A 14,430-nucleotide genomic window follows, 5' to 3' on the forward strand; every position below is an offset into this window, starting at 1 on the left:
CAACCGACTCGACTCTCAGGCCGAATCGAAGAATCCATTTACCTTTACGGTAATAGACCTGTATCTGTCGATTTGCCGTAAACGAAAGGACCGCCGTGAAACAGCAAGCTGCACGACTAGACGCTGCAATGCCGTCCTCCGAACCGGGCTCAGCCATTGGCGAGCACGCTGCGATCCTGCGCTCGCAACTGCAAGCGATGGCAGCGGCCTTTTACCCTCCCAGCGCCGAGAAAGTTCTGCGTCGGTTTTCCTCCGGTGAGGCCGCGAAGATCCTCGGCGTCTCCGACAGCAGGCTTCGCCAGCTCTCCATCGAGGGGCAGGGGCCGCAACCCGAGGTCACGCAATACGGGCGGCGATCCTATTCGCTCGCCGACATTCACGCGTTGCGCGAGTTCTTCGACGAGACCACCAAATCGGGGCGTAAGTTCTCACCGCGCCGCCAGAACGGCGAGCACCTTCAGGTGATCTCCGTCGTCAATTTCAAGGGAGGATCGGGCAAGACCACGACCTCGGCGCATCTCGCCCAGTATCTCGTTCTCCGGGGCTACCGCGTTCTGGCCGTCGATCTCGATCCGCAGGCCAGTCTGTCGGCCCTGCATGGCGTTCAGCCCGAAATCGATGTCGGCCCCGGGGAAACCCTCTATGGCGCGATCCGCTACGGCGAGGAGCGGCGTCCGCTCTCCGAGATCATCAGGCCGACCTACTTCACCGGTCTCGATATCGTGCCCGGCAACCTCGAGCTCATGGAGTTCGAGCACGAGACGCCCAAGGCCCTCACGTCGCGCCAGCGCGATGAACTCTTCTTCGAGCGCGTCGCCAAGACTCTCGATACCGTCGCCGACAACTATGATGTGGTCGTGATCGACTGCCCTCCGCAGCTCGGGTTCCTGACGCTTTCGGCCTTGTGCGCGGCGACCTCGCTGCTCATCACGGTTCACCCGCAGATGCTCGACGTGGCCTCCATGTCCCAGTTCCTCGCCATGACGGATGATCTTCTGGAGGTGGTGCGCGGAGCGGGCGGGCAGATCCGCTACGACGCGCTGCGCTACCTGATCACGCGCTATGAGCCCCAGGACGGGCCGCAGACGCGCATTGCCGCTCTGTTGCGGAACCTCTTCGGCGAAGCGGTTCTCACCAATCCGATGGTGAAATCATCTGCGGTGTCGGATGCAGGTCTCACCAAACAGACCCTCTACGAAGTCGGACGGGAATCCATGCACCGGCAGACCTACGATCGGGCGGTCGAGGCGCTTGACGCGGTCAATGGCGAGGTCGAGGCGATGATCCGTAAATCATGGGGGCGTGCAGCATGAGCCGTAAGACAGCAATGGATGCCATTTTCTCGGCTCCCGTAAAGGCTCCGGAGAAGTTGGGAACTCCCAACGCGCCTTCTCAGGCGCCGTCACCGCCGCGCATTCGCAGCGGCGCGATTGCAGCCATGGGCGCCTCGCTCCAGCAGCTGACGGAAATCCGCGATCAGGTCGAAGCCGGCTCTGCGATCGTCGAGCTCGATACCGATCTGATCGATGGATCCTTCGTATCGGACCGCATGGCTGACGCCACGGATGCGAGCATCGAATCCTTGGCGGAGAGCATCCGGGAAAGCGGCCAGCAGGTGCCGATCCTGGTGCGCCCGCATCCGGACGGCAAGGGGCGCTATCAGATCGCCTTCGGCCACCGGCGCGTGAGGGCGGCAACCCGGCTGGGGATCAAGGTCCGGGCCGTCGTGCGGGACCTTTCCGATCAGGAACTCGTCGTCGCGCAGGGCAAGGAGAACCTGGACCGGCGCGATCTCTCCTTCATCGAGAAGGCCTTTTTCGCGCTTCATCTCGAAGCCCTCAATTTCGACCGCGCCGTCATCATGCAGGCGCTGTCGACAGACAAGGGCGATCTGAGCCGGTACATCGCCGTCGCCAAGGCCATTCCCGAGAATATCGCGCGCGTCATTGGCCCAGCCCCGAAAGCCGGCAGGGCCCGCTGGATAGCTCTCGCGGACGCATTGACCAGCGGTCCGGCGAGGCGGGCGGTCGAGTCGGTGATTTCCGAGCCGGACTTCCCGGGCCTCGACAGCGACAGCCGGTTCGCCCGCGTGCTGTCGGCCGCGACGAGGAAGCCGCCCGTCGAGAACGCTCCATCCGGCCGGAGAGGGACGCAGACCATTTCAACCGCTTCTGGTCGGAAGATCGCCAGGGTCAATCATACCGGACGCGATCTGAAGATCAGTGTCGACAAGGGATTCGACGCGGATTTTGCGGCATACCTTGTCGAACAACTTCCGGCTCTGGCCGAGGCCTATGCCAAGGCGAGAGGGGAGGGGACGTCGTGATGTAACCGCGGCAAAGCAAAAGGCCCCGAGGTTTGGCGACCTCGAGGCCTTTGGATCTCACCACTGGGTGGCAAGGATAAGTCACACCATTCTTATCCACCCAGACGAATCGAGTGTCAAGACACCGAGTTCGGTGAACGATCCCGCTTTGCCCTCGAAGTGGAGGGTATGGTGCATATCGCATCGACAGGAGGCCGGCGGCTGAGACATGCCGCTCTGGCCGCGAAGAAGCTCGCCCTGGAGGCCGGGCGAACGGTCACGCGTAAAGAGCTCTCGGCCGCCGCCCGGGACGCGGAAAAGGCGCTTGCCTTGCGCCCGGCCCAGCGCCTGGTGCTGTCAGAGCTCGTCGCCTGCTGGGGCGAGCAGGAATGGGAGAAACTGCTGGTGTGGCCGTCAAACGCCCACCTGGCGAGCCGTACGGGGCTCAAGGACCGCTCGATCCGGCGCATTCTGGCGCAGCTTACGGATCTCAAGCTGATCATAGCCAAAGACTCTCCCAACGGGAAACGGTTCGCGATCCGAAATCCGGCCGGCGACGTCGTCGACGCCTATGGCTTCGATCTGACGCCGATCTACGCAAGGCGGGGGGAGTGGACCGCGATGCTGGCCGAACAGAAGATCATGCGCGAGATCCGCAAGCGGTCCTATGACGAGGTAACCGTAGCCCGGAGGGCCACAGAGGAGGCCCTCAATGCCCTTGCCCAGCATTTCCCGGCGGTGGATCGTTCCGGCCTCGAGGAGCGCTATAACGAGCTCCTGGGCCGCACACCGCCCCGATCGACGGCCGGACTTCCTGCTGGCCTGCTCGGCGATTGGCAGGATTTGAGAACTCTTGCAGAAGCAGCGTTCAACGAGACCGGCAATGGCGGACTCTCTGACCGCCACATAGAAACATATACCGGATCTTCCAGGGAATCTTGTACAAAAGACCTTCCCAGGAAAGCTGAAACCGTTCCTCCAAAAGAACCTGCGGCCGGGCATCTATCGCCAGCTCTGATCGTCGAGGCTTGCCCGGCGATCAATGATTACGGGCGACCTGTCCGGGACATCGCCGATGTCGTTGCGGCAGGACGGTACCTGAGAGCATCTCTTGGGGCGCATGAGAGTGCCTGGAGCGAAGCGGTCGCGGAAATCGGACCCGTCGGCGCAGCGGCAGCGGTCATCTATGTCCTCCAGCTCTACGACGACGATGTCTCTGCCGGAGGATCCCGTATTCGGAACCCTGGCGGCTACTTCCGGGCTCTCGTCCGCATGGTGAAAGCCGGCAGGCTCAATCTCGTGGCGGAACTCCGGACCATGCGCCGGAAGAGAATGAGCTGAGACATGCCGATTTCGGGAACAACTCAATTTTGATCCACATGGGACTGCATGTGCAGGATCGGAGCGGAGACGAGATCGGGCGAGATCGGGCCTGTCTGCGGAATGGTTTGTCCGTTCTCGGTCGTTTGCTAGACCGTAGTGAACAGCGACTTCGCTACATGGAGCGAACCTGAGCTGCAATGAAACAATGGCTTGGCCGTACGATGCGAACATGGCGCTTGGGGCAGGAGGCTGATCTTCAGGATTCACCATGGAGTGGGGGAGGGGGCGAAAGACCGGGATCGACAGGTCAACGATCCTGTGTCGCCGTTACGATCCGTTGCGAACAATCACACAGACGCGCCACACGGCTGTGACATTCGCCTGCTTTGGCAGGGGCGGCGAGCAATTCCGACCGGAGCCTTCCATGTACACTTCCCGTCCTGCCCCCGCATCCGACCATGCTGTTCTTCCGGCATTCGGCTTTTCGTCGCGTGTCTTGAGCTTGGAGAGCCCGTTCCCAGCCCGGCCCGCGGCCGAGCTTGGGACGATGCACCAAGGAATGAAGAACGCATCGGATCGATCCCGGAAGCGGGTTCCCCCTTTTGGTCCGATGCTGCGCAGGATGGAGGCAAAGACGGAAGGCGGCCATCAATGAGTGGAGGAAAAGCCTGGTCCTTCTGAGACCGGGTCAAGACACCTCAAGGGTGGAGTGGGCGAGCGCAGGAACCAAGGGGATGCGGACTTCCGCTCCGGAGAACCACTCGATTCAACATCATACCGGATCGGGCACGGCGTCTTTGTGAAAAACCAAATCGGCCGAGACCGAGCGGCTGTCAGCGGGAATCGTCTTCCTGGTCCGAAACCTGCTCGTCACCGGGTTGAAGATATTCGATGGAATATCCATCCCGTGCAGGTCTTCAGGATCGGCTCCAGACAAGCGCAGCTGCCCTGAATCTCCACGACGCGGCAGGTATAGGCCCTTCGGTCGCTGGGAGAGCGACAGATCACGGTTGCTCCGGCTCGGACGAGATTGGGCGGCTGGTGGGACGGCGGCGTCGCAAAGGATCCTTGCGGCACCCGCCGATGGATGTCCCGGCCGCGAAAATGCCGCTGCGACGCCCGGAAGCGATCAAGAGCCGCAATGGCGGCACGGGCCCGGTCGCGGTAACGGTTGTGACCGCCCGCACGAAAGGCCCTTCCTGGCGTCCGGGATACCAGGACAATCGACCGATTTTGGCCAGCTCCTCCGCAACAACCTCGACTTCCTGGTCCGTCATCGTGCGCAGCCCCTCCTGGAAATACCCGAGCCTCAATGCCATCCGCTTCGGAGACGATCCTCTCGCTTGACGAGCTTCTCGAGACAGGGGGCGCGCCGCTGGCGATGCCGTTGCGCGAGCCTCCTCAGAGCCCTTTTCCCATTCGTGCGGATCCTCAAGGCTCGCGCTGAGGCTGTCCCGCTCCCGCTCGTACTCGAAATCCATGTTCACCAGGACTTCCAGCAGCGACTGGAAAAGCGGTTCGAGAGCGGGGGAGGAGGGGGCAACCGCATCTCCAGGGAGATGGACCCATCATGATCGACCATTCATGCGTGCCAACCCACCGGACGGCTCAGGCGGAGCCGCGACCCTGCTAGCCGGTGAGGCCTGCGACAGGAACGCCATGCGCGAGCGGGCCCAGGAGCAAGGTGCATGAGCCAAGATCCTGCCGAAGGGGAAAACCCCAAGGCCTCGTCGGTCTCCAGCGGCTTAGAAGCCCTGCACGCCGCCGGGCGATCCGTTCCAGCGCATCAAGGTACCATTGAGCTCCTCACCTTCTGCTCCCCACACCCGGGGCGGGAACATGAGCCGGCCGCCCTGCGTTCGCTCGAGAGAAATTGCAAATCATTCTCAGTTGCATTGACTCTTGCAAATCATTTGCAATAGCATCCCTTAGTCACGACGCCGACGCCGCCCCTCGCGATTCACCAGCTGGAGAGCAACAGAATGTTCCGAACACCTCCGTCGAAGCGCCGTTTTCTGGGCTTGGCCGCGGTGCTCGCCGCCTTTGTGGGCCTCATGGGACCCGGCTCGGCCATCGCACAGAGCGGCTCGCTCAAAGTCGTCGCTACGACTGGCATGATCGCCGACGCGGCTCGCCAGATCGGGGGCGACCTTGTCGAAGTGAAGGCGCTAATGGGACCTGGCGTCGATCCCCATGCCTACCGCCAGACGCGCACCGACATCGTGGCCATGACCCAGGCTGATCTCGTCCTCTGGCACGGCCTCTATCTGGAGGCCCAGATGGAGGGCTTCATGCATGACCTCGCCAAGAGGCGGAAGGTCGTCGCCGTGGCGGAGGCGCTGCCAAGGAATATGCTGCTCGCCCATGACGATTATGCCGACAAGTTCGACCCTCACGTCTGGATGAACCCGAATCTGTGGTCGCATGTGGTGAGCGCCGTTCGCGACGCGCTGATCACCGCCAGACCGGAGGCGAAGGCCACGTTCGAGACCAACGCGGCGGCACACCTGAAGGATCTCACGGAACTCGCCGATTACACGACCAGGATTCTCTCCACGATTCCGGCAGAGAGCCGCGTCCTTCTCACGGCTCATGACGCCTTCAACTATTTCGGCGTGGCCTATGGATTCGAGGTGCTCGGGATTCAGGGCATCTCCACGGAGAGCGAGGCGGGGCTGAATCGGGTTTCAGAACTGGTGGAGATGCTGGTCTCGCGCAGGATCCGCGCCGTCTTCGTCGAGTCCTCCGTCTCTGACCGCAACATCCGTGCCCTGATTGAGGGGGCCGCCGCCAAAGGTCATACCGTGACCATCGGTGGAGAGCTCTTCTCCGATGCCATGGGAGAGCAGGGCACCTACGAAGGCACCTATCTCGGCATGATCGACCACAATGCCACCACCATCGCACGGGCGCTCGGTGGCGAAGCTCCGGAGCGTGGCATGCGCGGCGCGCTTACGGCCAGGCGCTGAGGAGGACCCGATGACGCCAGCCGCTGTGCAACTTGCTGCAAGCGACGGCCGGGCCTTGCATCCGGCCGCCTCCACAGACAATCCGCTCGCCATTCAGGGAATGACCGTGTCCTATGGCGAGAAGCCAGCCGTGTTCTCCATCGATGCGACCGTGCCGCCCGGGAGCATGGCAGCCATCATCGGTCCGAACGGCGCAGGCAAGTCGACGCTCCTCAAGGCGGTTCTCGGCGTTGTCCCGGCGCTGTCCGGGACCGTCGCCGTCTTCGGCGCGCCTCTCGCCAGGGCCCGGCACCGCATTGCCTATGTGCCTCAGCGGGCCAGCGTCGATTGGGACTTCCCAACGCGGGTGATCGACGTGGTTCTCATGGGGCTCTACCGCGAGCTCGGTCTCCTGCATCTGGTCCGGCGGCACCATCGCGAAAAGGCGCTCGCCTGCCTTGAGCGGGTCGGCATGGCCGATTTCGCCGGGCGTCAGATCGGCCAGCTCTCGGGCGGGCAGCAGCAGCGCGTGTTCCTCGCCCGCGCATTGGCCCAGAATGCCGATCTCTACCTGCTCGACGAGCCTTTCGCCGGCGTCGATGCGGCAACCGAAAAGGCCATCATCGACGTGCTCAAGTCGCTGAAGGCGGAGAAGCGCACCGTGGTCTGCGTCCACCACGACCTGGCGACGGTCGTGGATTATTTCGACCATGTGCTGCTCATCAACGTGCGCAAGATCGCCGAAGGACCGGTGGCGACGACCTTCACGGCCGAGAACCTGCAGGCCACCTACGGGGGGCGCCTGGCGACGACGCATATCGATCAACTCATGCTGCCGGTGGCCTGAGGCGATGCTGAAGCCCTTCACGAGCGCCCTCCTGCTGCAGTCCGGCTACAACGCCGCGCTGGTCGCCGTCGGAGCGGCGCTGCTCGGGTTCGCCGCCGGAAGTGGCGGCGCCTTCATGTTTCTGCGCAAGCGGGCGCTCGTCAGCGATGCCGTCGCGCATGCCACGCTGCCAGGCGTCGGGATCGCGTTCATGGTTATGGTGACCTTGGGGGCGGATGGCCGGAATCTCCTGGGGCTGCTTCTCGGCTCCGCGCTCTCGGCCGGCATCGGCCTGCTCGCCGTCGAATGGATCACCCGCCGGACGCGCCTGGCCGAGGATGCCGCCATCGGCGCGGTGCTGTCGGTGTTCTTCGGCTTCGGGATCGTGCTCCTGACGATCATCCAGACCATGTCTCGCGGCAAACAGGCGGGGCTTGAGGGGTTTCTGCTCGGCTCGACCGCGGGCATGGTGTTTGAGGATGCCCTCATCATCGCGGTCGGGGGGGCCTGCACCATCGCCGCCCTCGTCCTGCTGCGCCGGCCGATGACGCTGGTGGCCTTCGATCCGGAGTTTGCGGCGGCGTCCGGCGTTTCCGTACGAACGGTTGATCTGGCGATGATGGGTCTCGTCCTGGCCGTCACGGTGATCGGTTTGAAGATCGTCGGCCTCATCCTGATCGTCGCCATGCTCATCATCCCCTCCGTGACCGCCCGATTCTGGACCGACCGGACCGAACGGCTCCTGGGTATCGCGGGGCTCGTTGGCGGTGCCTCCGGCTATGCCGGGGCGGCCATTTCCGCCTCCGCGCCGGACCTGCCGACCGGACCGATCATCGTGCTCGTCTGCTTTGGCCTCTTCATCGCCTCGCTCCTGCTCGCGCCCAACAGAGGCGTGCTGGCCTCGATCCTCCGCCACCGGCGCTTCCAGGTCCGGGTGCATCGTCGTCAGGGTCTGCTGGCGCTGGCCCGCGGCGAGCCGATCCTTGATCCGCTGACCCTTGCCGTGCTGCGACGGGCCGGCCTGATCCGCAATGACGGCGTCGCTACTGAGGCAGGCCGCGCACAGAGCGCCAAGGTGCTTCGGGATGAACGACGCTGGGAGATCGTGCGTCAGATCCACCAGAATGAGGCCGTGTCCGGCCGCTATGATGGACTGACGCCGATCGAGGCCGTGCTGACAAGGGACGAGATTGCGGAGATCGATCGCCGGATCGGCAGGCCTGTGCCGGCGGAAGGAGCGGCCTGATGGGTGCCGAGTTCGTTCAACTCAGCCTGACGCCGCTGGCGATCGGCATTCTCGCCGCCGTTGCCTGTGCGCTGCCGGGCAATTTCCTGATCCTGCGACGGCAGGCGCTGATCGGCGATGCGATCAGCCACGTCGTCCTGCCCGGAATCGTCGTTGCCTTTCTGATCACCGGCACGATCTCCACCTGGCCGATGATGCTCGGCGCAGCGGGAGCGGCGGTCGTGGCCGTGGTGCTGATCGAGGCGATCAGGCGGCTCGGACGGATCGAGCCGGGGGCGGCGATGGGTGTGACGTTCACGTCCCTGTTCGCGGCGGGGGTGCTTCTGCTGGAGCAGAGCGATACGAGCAGTGTGCATCTCGACGTGGAGCACGCGCTCTACGGCAATCTCGAGAGCCTGATCTGGCTCTCAGCGGACGGATGGGGGTCGCTCCTCGATCCGCAGGCGCTCGCCGATCTGCCGCCGGAACTCGGACGCATGGCCGTGGTGACTCTGCTCATTGCCGTCCTGACGGCCGTGTTCTGGCGCCCGCTCAAGCTCTCCACGTTCGATGAGGGCTTCGCCAAGACGCTCGGAATTCCGACGGGGGCCTTGAGCCTTGGCCTCGTGGTGACGGCCGCGTTGGCGGCGGTGGCCGCCTTCGATGCGGTCGGGTCGATCATCGTGATCGCGATGTTCATCTGCCCGCCTGCCGCGGCGCGGCTGATGACCAACCGGCTGGAGGTGCAGGTCGCATGGAGCATCGCCTTTGCAGCGGTCTCGGCGGTTCTGGGCTATGTATTTGCCGGCTACGGCCCCCTCTGGTTCGGCGGCAATGACGCCGTGAGCGCCGCCGGGATGATCGCGACGGTCTCGGGCATGATCCTGGGATCTGCGTGCCTGTTCGCGCCGCACCGATCCCGCGTCGGGGTCCCGCCGGAACCGGAGCAGACATGATCGGACAGGCAGGCGACACACGTTGAAGCTTCGACGTTGGGTGTGTCGCCGAACGAGGCACGTCATCACTCCCAACGTCGCTCAAGCGGTACTTGATCGCCCGACCGGTCTCAGGCCTATGATGCGGCTTGGTTCCGGGGCGCCTCTTGATCGATGTTTCGTATTGTCTTCATCCACCTCATGGCTTTGCTGGCTCTCTCGGCGGGAGCTGCCGGTGCAAGCGGGAAAGTGCGTCCGGTCCGTGTCCTCACGTCGTTTCCGCCTCATTTCTTCAAGCCGTTTCAGGACGCGTTCGAAAAGCGCTATCCCGGCATCCCCGTCGAGTTCGTGCAGCGCAAGACGACGGCGGCGGTGGCAAGTGTCATGGGAGAAAGAGGGCCCGACATCTTCTGGGCATCGGCGCCGGATGCTTTCGAGATCCTCAAGCGCGCCGGCCAGCTGGCCCCCTTGAAGCCCCGCCCGACCGGTGCGCCATCCCTCATTGCCGGGTATCCGGTGAACGATCCGGATCTCACCTATCTCGGTTTCGCGCTCTCCGGCTACGGCTTCGTCTACAATCCACGCTACCTCGAGGAGAGGGGGCTGCCCGTGCCGAGGGCGTGGAGCGATCTGGCGGCACCGATCTATGCGGGGCATGTCGGCATCAGCTCGCCGTCGCGGTCGGGCACGATGCACCTCATGGTCGAGGCCATCCTGCAGGTCTATGGCTGGGACCGGGGGTGGGGGATCTGGTCGGAGATCGGCGGCAATCTCGCCACGGTGACGGCCAGGAGCTTCGGCGTCTCGGCGGGAGTCGCCCGCGGGCGCTTCGGGATCGGCCCGACGATCGACTTTCTCGCGAATCCGGAAGGCGTTCCGAAGGGATCGACGCGGTTTTCCCTTCCCGACGAGACGCTGTTCGTGCCCGCGAGCATCGCGATTCTGGCCGATGCCGGCAACCGGGAGGGGGCCGAGCGATTCGTCGATTTCGTGCTGTCGCCCGAGGGGCAGGCCATTCTTCTCGATCCCGCGGTTGCCCGCCTGCCGATTTCCCCCACCGTGTACCCGGCCGGCGAGGCCGCAGAGGGCAGCCCCTTCGAGCGTGACGGGCTTTTCACAAGGGGCCGGTTCGACGCGAGCCTATCGGCGGCACGGTACGAACTGGTCAACATCATCTTCGATGAAATGATCACGTTCCGCAGGTCGGAGCTGGGACGGCTGTGGCGATCCGTTCAGGAGCTGGAGGCGGCTCTGTCCCGGCACTCCGAGGCGGATGCTGCGAAACTGGTCAGCGATGCGCGGAACGCGCTGACCAGGTCGCCCCTGAGCGGCGCGGAGGCCATGGAGCTCGAGCGCTGGAAAGGCTTGGTTCGCGTGCGGCGAGGGCTTCCCACTCCCGAGCCGCAAGCCCGTCTCGAGGCCCGCATCAAGGCGCAGATCGATGAGAACATGCGGCGTGCTGCGCAGGCTCTGGCGGATGCGGCCGCGAGACTGGGACGGTCAACGCCCGATCGGGGCCCCCACGCCTCGAAGGTCGGGCGTCCATGATCCGGGGAAGGAGATTGGGAATCGGGGGGCGCCTCATTGCCGCGTTCCTCGGCGTCGGCGGGCTTGCGGTCGGCGCATGCATCGTCGGATGGCTCTCCTATGCCCGGCTCAGCGAGGAGCTGAACTCCGTCGCGACGGCTCATCTGCCGGCCCTGGCGTTCTCGGCGCGCCTCGCGGAAGCGGGGGCGGGCGTGATCGCAAGCACGCCTGATCTGGCGGTCGCCGAGAGGCGCGAGGCCTACGATCGCATTCGCGGAACGCTCGTCGAGCGTCTGTCTGTTCTCCGCCTCGTCCTCAAAGAGCGCAATGACGAGCACTCGCTGTCGCCGGAGCTTCTCGTCGTGACTGACGGCATCGAGGCCAATCTGAGGGCCATCGATCAGGTTGCGGAAAGGCGCTTTCCCCTGCATGAGCGCTCGCGGGAGATCAGCGAGGAGCTGCGATGGCTGCAGGCCGACCTCATCGAGGAGGTCGAGCCGCTGATCGACGACGCCCGCTTCAACATCGAATCGGCCATCGGCAGGGTCGCGCCGGGGGAGGCGGCGGAGGCCGGACGAAGGACCTTGCGGGAAGAGAGCCGCAAGAGCGAGGCCCTGCTCACCATCAACGCCCACGCGAACCTCATCGTTGGCCTGCTGGGGCGGCTCGGAACAGTCCCCACGATCGAGGATCTCCGGGATACGAGCAACTTCCTGGGCGAGATGGCGGACCAGCTCGAGGTGGAAACCAAGGCCCTCGCCAGCTGGACCGATACGATCACGATCAGCCAGATCGCCGCGCGTCTGTTGGCCCTCTCCGATCCGAAGGCCGGTCTTGCCGCCGTGAAGCAGGCCGAGCTCGAAGCGATCGCCGACGCGCAGGCGCTCCTTGCCCAGAACAGGCGGCTCGTCACCCAGCTCGGCACGCTCGTCTCCCAGGAGGTCAGCCGCACGGAGGCGATCGCACGCCGGGCGGCGGAGCGCTCCGCGGATGCGATCGTCGTCGGGCGGAATCTTCTCCTGGCGATCGCAGTCGCATCCCTGGCGATCACCGTCGTGGTCGGCTGGTTCTACGTCCGCCGCAGCCTCGTGGCGCGGCTTCAGGGGTTGACGCTCGCCGCGACGACGATTGCAACCGGTCCGACGATGCCGGTCCTGCCTCCTCCCACGGACGACGAACTGGGTGATCTCGCCAGAGCGCTCGCGGTGTTCCGCCAGACCCGGGACGATCTCGTCCAGGCCGCCAAGCTCGCTGCCCTCGGGCAGATGGCCGCGGGCATCAGCCACGAACTCAATCAGCCGCTCGCGGCGATCCGCTCGCACGCCCATAATAGCGCCGTTCTGCTCGACCGCGGCCGCATGGAGGAGGCGAGGGCGAGTCTGGACCGGATTCAGGGCCTGACCGCCCGGATGGCGGAGCTGATCAAACACCTCAAACGCTTCGCACGCCGTCCGGCGGCCACTCTCGACGCGGTGGACCTGCGCGATGTCGTGGAGGGAGCTTTGAGCCTGTTCGAACAGCGTCTCGACGAGGAGAATGTCGACGTGAGGATCGACTTCCCCGGTTCTTCCGTGACCGTTCGAGCCGAGGAGGTCCGGCTGGAGCAGGTGATCGTCAATTTGATCGCGAACGCGCTCGACGAACTCGCCGGACAAAGCGACCGGCGGATCGAAATCCGCGCCGAAATCAGGGGCGACCGGGTTCGCCTTGCCGTGACCGACAACGGTTCCGGCATCGACGAGAAGCACCGCGAGGCCGTCTTCGATCCCTTCTTCACCACGAAGCCCGCGGGATTAGGGCTCGGACTCGGCCTCTCGATGTCCTACAACATCGTCAAGGATTTCGGGGGAGACTTGATGTTGGCGAATACCGGGCCCGTGGGGACAACCTTCGTGATCGATCTGGCGGCGGGGCAGGCATGAGCGCCGAGCCGAAGATCGTTCTGGTCGACGACGATCCGGAAGTGCGTGACGCATACCGGCAGACGCTGGAGCTCGACGGATTCGGAGTCGCCGCGGTCAGCTCCGCCAAGGCGGGCCTCGACAGGCTCTCGCCCGATCTTCCGGTCGTCGTCGTGAGCGACGTGCGAATGCCGGATTTGGACGGTTTCGGGCTGCTCGAGGCCGTCCGCGCGGTCGATCCCGAGATTCCGGTCATCCTCGTGACGGGGCATGGCGACGTGCCGATGGCGATCAAGGCGGTCCGGGCGGGAGCCTGGGATTTCATCGAGAAACCGGCGGATCCGATCAGGCTCGTCGAAACGGCGCGGCGAGCCGTCGCGCATCGCAGCCTCATCCTCGAGAACCGGGCCCTCAAGGCGGGGTCGGTCGATCAGGATCCCTTCTCCGGCCGTCTGATCGGCCGCTCCGCGGCCATAGAACGGCTGCGGCGAACCCTGAGGACGCTCGCCGAGGCCGAGGCCGACGTGCTGCTTCACGGCGAGACCGGCACCGGCAAGGAGGTCGCCGCACGTGCCCTTCATGATTTCGGGCTGAGGCGGAAGGGAAGGTTCGTGGCCGTCAATTGCGGCGCGATGCCGGAGACCATCATCGAGAGCGAGTTGTTCGGCCATGAGCCGGGCGCCTTCACCGGCGCCCGTGAACGGCGGATCGGGAAGATCGAGCATGCGAGCGGCGGCACGCTCTTCCTGGATGAAATCGAGTCCATGCCCATGGCGGCGCAGATCCGGCTGCTGCGCGTGCTTCAGGAGAGGACCATCGTGCGCCTCGGATCGAACAAGGAAGTTCCCGTCGATATCCGCGTCATTGCCGCCACCAAGGCCGACCTGACCGAGCGCGCGGCCAAGGGCGCATTCCGCGAGGATCTGGTCTACCGGCTGAACGTCGTCACCATCCGTCTGCCGCCCCTTCGCGAGCGTCGGGACGACGTGCCCGTGCTCTTCAACCACTTCCTCAATCTCGCCGCCGCGCGCCAGGCGAGGGCGGTGCCTGCGCTGGACCCGTCCTTCCAGGAAAAGCTTCGGCAGCAGGACTGGCCCGGTAACGTGCGCGAGCTGCGCAACGCGGCCGAACGCTATCTCCTCGGCCTGGATGACGACGATCCGCAACAGACGGAGCAGAGCCCCAAGGGCGTTCTCACCCTGGAACAGCGGATGGAGGCGGCTGAGCGGTGCGTGATCGAGGAAACCCTCGCCCTCATGGGCGGACGCGTCGGCGCCACCGCCGAGGCGCTCGGGATCACCAGAAAGACGCTTTACCTGAAGATGAAGAAATACGATCTCGGCCGCGCCGACGGCGCCGACGGCTGATGTTACCGCGCTGACCCATCGGTCACTCTGATCCGTTACCCTTCTTTCCCTCGTTCAGGCGCCTGAGCCGTCG

General features: G+C 64.8%; 11 protein-coding genes. 10 read left to right on the forward strand and 1 reads right to left on the reverse strand.

The features are described 5' to 3' along the window. Nucleotides 1-128: 128 nt before the first annotated feature. The 3 genes from repA (at nucleotide 129) to repC (ending at nucleotide 3,646) form a co-directional block, all read left to right on the forward strand. Nucleotides 129-1,313 (forward strand): plasmid partitioning protein RepA, encoded by a 1,185-nt coding sequence (repA, locus tag GR328_RS18165; RefSeq protein WP_160886248.1) that lies wholly within the window; start codon nucleotides 129-131, stop codon nucleotides 1,311-1,313. Then, the gene (repB, locus tag GR328_RS18170; protein WP_160886250.1) at nucleotides 1,310-2,326 is read left to right on the forward strand and encodes a plasmid partitioning protein RepB; all 1,017 of its coding nucleotides are present in this window, start codon (nucleotides 1,310-1,312) and stop codon (nucleotides 2,324-2,326) included. The genes repA and repB overlap by 4 nt, the downstream gene beginning before the upstream one ends. A 168-nt stretch (nucleotides 2,327-2,494) precedes the next feature. Further along, entirely contained in the window at nucleotides 2,495-3,646 is a 1,152-nt protein-coding gene (gene repC / locus GR328_RS18175; RefSeq protein ID WP_170304139.1) for a plasmid replication protein RepC, read from the forward strand. Nucleotides 3,647-4,632: 986 nt separating this feature from the next. On the opposite strand, the gene GR328_RS18180 is transcribed toward repC, so the two are convergent. Then, nucleotides 4,633-5,115 carry a hypothetical protein gene (locus GR328_RS18180; RefSeq protein ID WP_160886253.1) on the reverse strand — a complete coding sequence of 161 codons (483 nt, stop codon included), beginning with the start codon at nucleotides 5,113-5,115 and terminating at the stop codon, nucleotides 4,633-4,635. A gap of 495 nt (nucleotides 5,116-5,610) precedes the next feature. Here GR328_RS18180 and GR328_RS18185 point away from each other — a divergent pair, with 495 nt between their 5' ends. The 7 genes from GR328_RS18185 (at nucleotide 5,611) to GR328_RS18215 (ending at nucleotide 14,357) form a co-directional block, all read left to right on the forward strand. Beyond that, nucleotides 5,611-6,597 (forward strand): metal ABC transporter solute-binding protein, Zn/Mn family, encoded by a 987-nt coding sequence (locus tag GR328_RS18185; RefSeq protein WP_160886255.1) that lies wholly within the window; start codon nucleotides 5,611-5,613, stop codon nucleotides 6,595-6,597. 10 nt (nucleotides 6,598-6,607) lie between these two features. After that, nucleotides 6,608-7,423, forward strand: a complete 816-nt coding sequence (locus GR328_RS18190) for a metal ABC transporter ATP-binding protein (RefSeq protein WP_160886257.1) — start codon at nucleotides 6,608-6,610, stop codon at nucleotides 7,421-7,423. A gap of 4 nt (nucleotides 7,424-7,427) precedes the next feature. Next, nucleotides 7,428-8,648, forward strand: a complete 1,221-nt coding sequence (locus GR328_RS18195) for a metal ABC transporter permease (protein WP_160886259.1) — start codon at nucleotides 7,428-7,430, stop codon at nucleotides 8,646-8,648. Next, nucleotides 8,648-9,583: a metal ABC transporter permease gene (locus GR328_RS18200; RefSeq protein ID WP_160886261.1), complete on the forward strand. Its 936-nt coding sequence runs from the start codon at nucleotides 8,648-8,650 to the stop codon at nucleotides 9,581-9,583. Before GR328_RS18195 ends, GR328_RS18200 begins: the two co-directional genes overlap by 1 nt. Nucleotides 9,584-9,736: 153 nt before the next feature. Then, nucleotides 9,737-11,110, forward strand: a complete 1,374-nt coding sequence (locus GR328_RS18205) for an ABC transporter substrate-binding protein (RefSeq protein ID WP_160886263.1) — start codon at nucleotides 9,737-9,739, stop codon at nucleotides 11,108-11,110. Further along, complete coding sequence (locus tag GR328_RS18210) at nucleotides 11,107-13,011, forward strand: ATP-binding protein (RefSeq protein WP_160886265.1); 1,905 nt, start codon at nucleotides 11,107-11,109, stop codon at nucleotides 13,009-13,011. The genes GR328_RS18205 and GR328_RS18210 overlap by 4 nt, the downstream gene beginning before the upstream one ends. After that, nucleotides 13,008-14,357, forward strand: a complete 1,350-nt coding sequence (locus tag GR328_RS18215; RefSeq protein ID WP_160886267.1) for a sigma-54-dependent transcriptional regulator — start codon at nucleotides 13,008-13,010, stop codon at nucleotides 14,355-14,357. Before GR328_RS18210 ends, GR328_RS18215 begins: the two co-directional genes overlap by 4 nt. Nucleotides 14,358-14,430 lie beyond the last annotated feature (73 nt).

It is taken from the genome of Microvirga makkahensis (genome assembly GCF_009830105.1).
Taxonomy (GTDB): Bacteria; Pseudomonadota; Alphaproteobacteria; order Rhizobiales; family Beijerinckiaceae; genus Microvirga; species Microvirga makkahensis.

Coding starts and splice junctions, on each gene's coding strand:
- repA (WP_160886248.1), top strand. CDS start 129: ATGCCGTCCTCCGAACCGGGCTCAGCCATTGGCGAGCACGCTGCGATC.
- repB (WP_160886250.1), top strand. CDS start 1,310: ATGAGCCGTAAGACAGCAATGGATGCCATTTTCTCGGCTCCCGTAAAG.
- repC (WP_170304139.1), top strand. CDS start 2,495: ATGGTGCATATCGCATCGACAGGAGGCCGGCGGCTGAGACATGCCGCT.
- GR328_RS18185 (WP_160886255.1), top strand. CDS start 5,611: ATGTTCCGAACACCTCCGTCGAAGCGCCGTTTTCTGGGCTTGGCCGCG.
- GR328_RS18190 (WP_160886257.1), top strand. CDS start 6,608: ATGACGCCAGCCGCTGTGCAACTTGCTGCAAGCGACGGCCGGGCCTTG.
- GR328_RS18195 (WP_160886259.1), top strand. CDS start 7,428: ATGCTGAAGCCCTTCACGAGCGCCCTCCTGCTGCAGTCCGGCTACAAC.
- GR328_RS18200 (WP_160886261.1), top strand. CDS start 8,648: ATGGGTGCCGAGTTCGTTCAACTCAGCCTGACGCCGCTGGCGATCGGC.
- GR328_RS18205 (WP_160886263.1), top strand. CDS start 9,737: ATGTTTCGTATTGTCTTCATCCACCTCATGGCTTTGCTGGCTCTCTCG.
- GR328_RS18210 (WP_160886265.1), top strand. CDS start 11,107: ATGATCCGGGGAAGGAGATTGGGAATCGGGGGGCGCCTCATTGCCGCG.
- GR328_RS18215 (WP_160886267.1), top strand. CDS start 13,008: ATGAGCGCCGAGCCGAAGATCGTTCTGGTCGACGACGATCCGGAAGTG.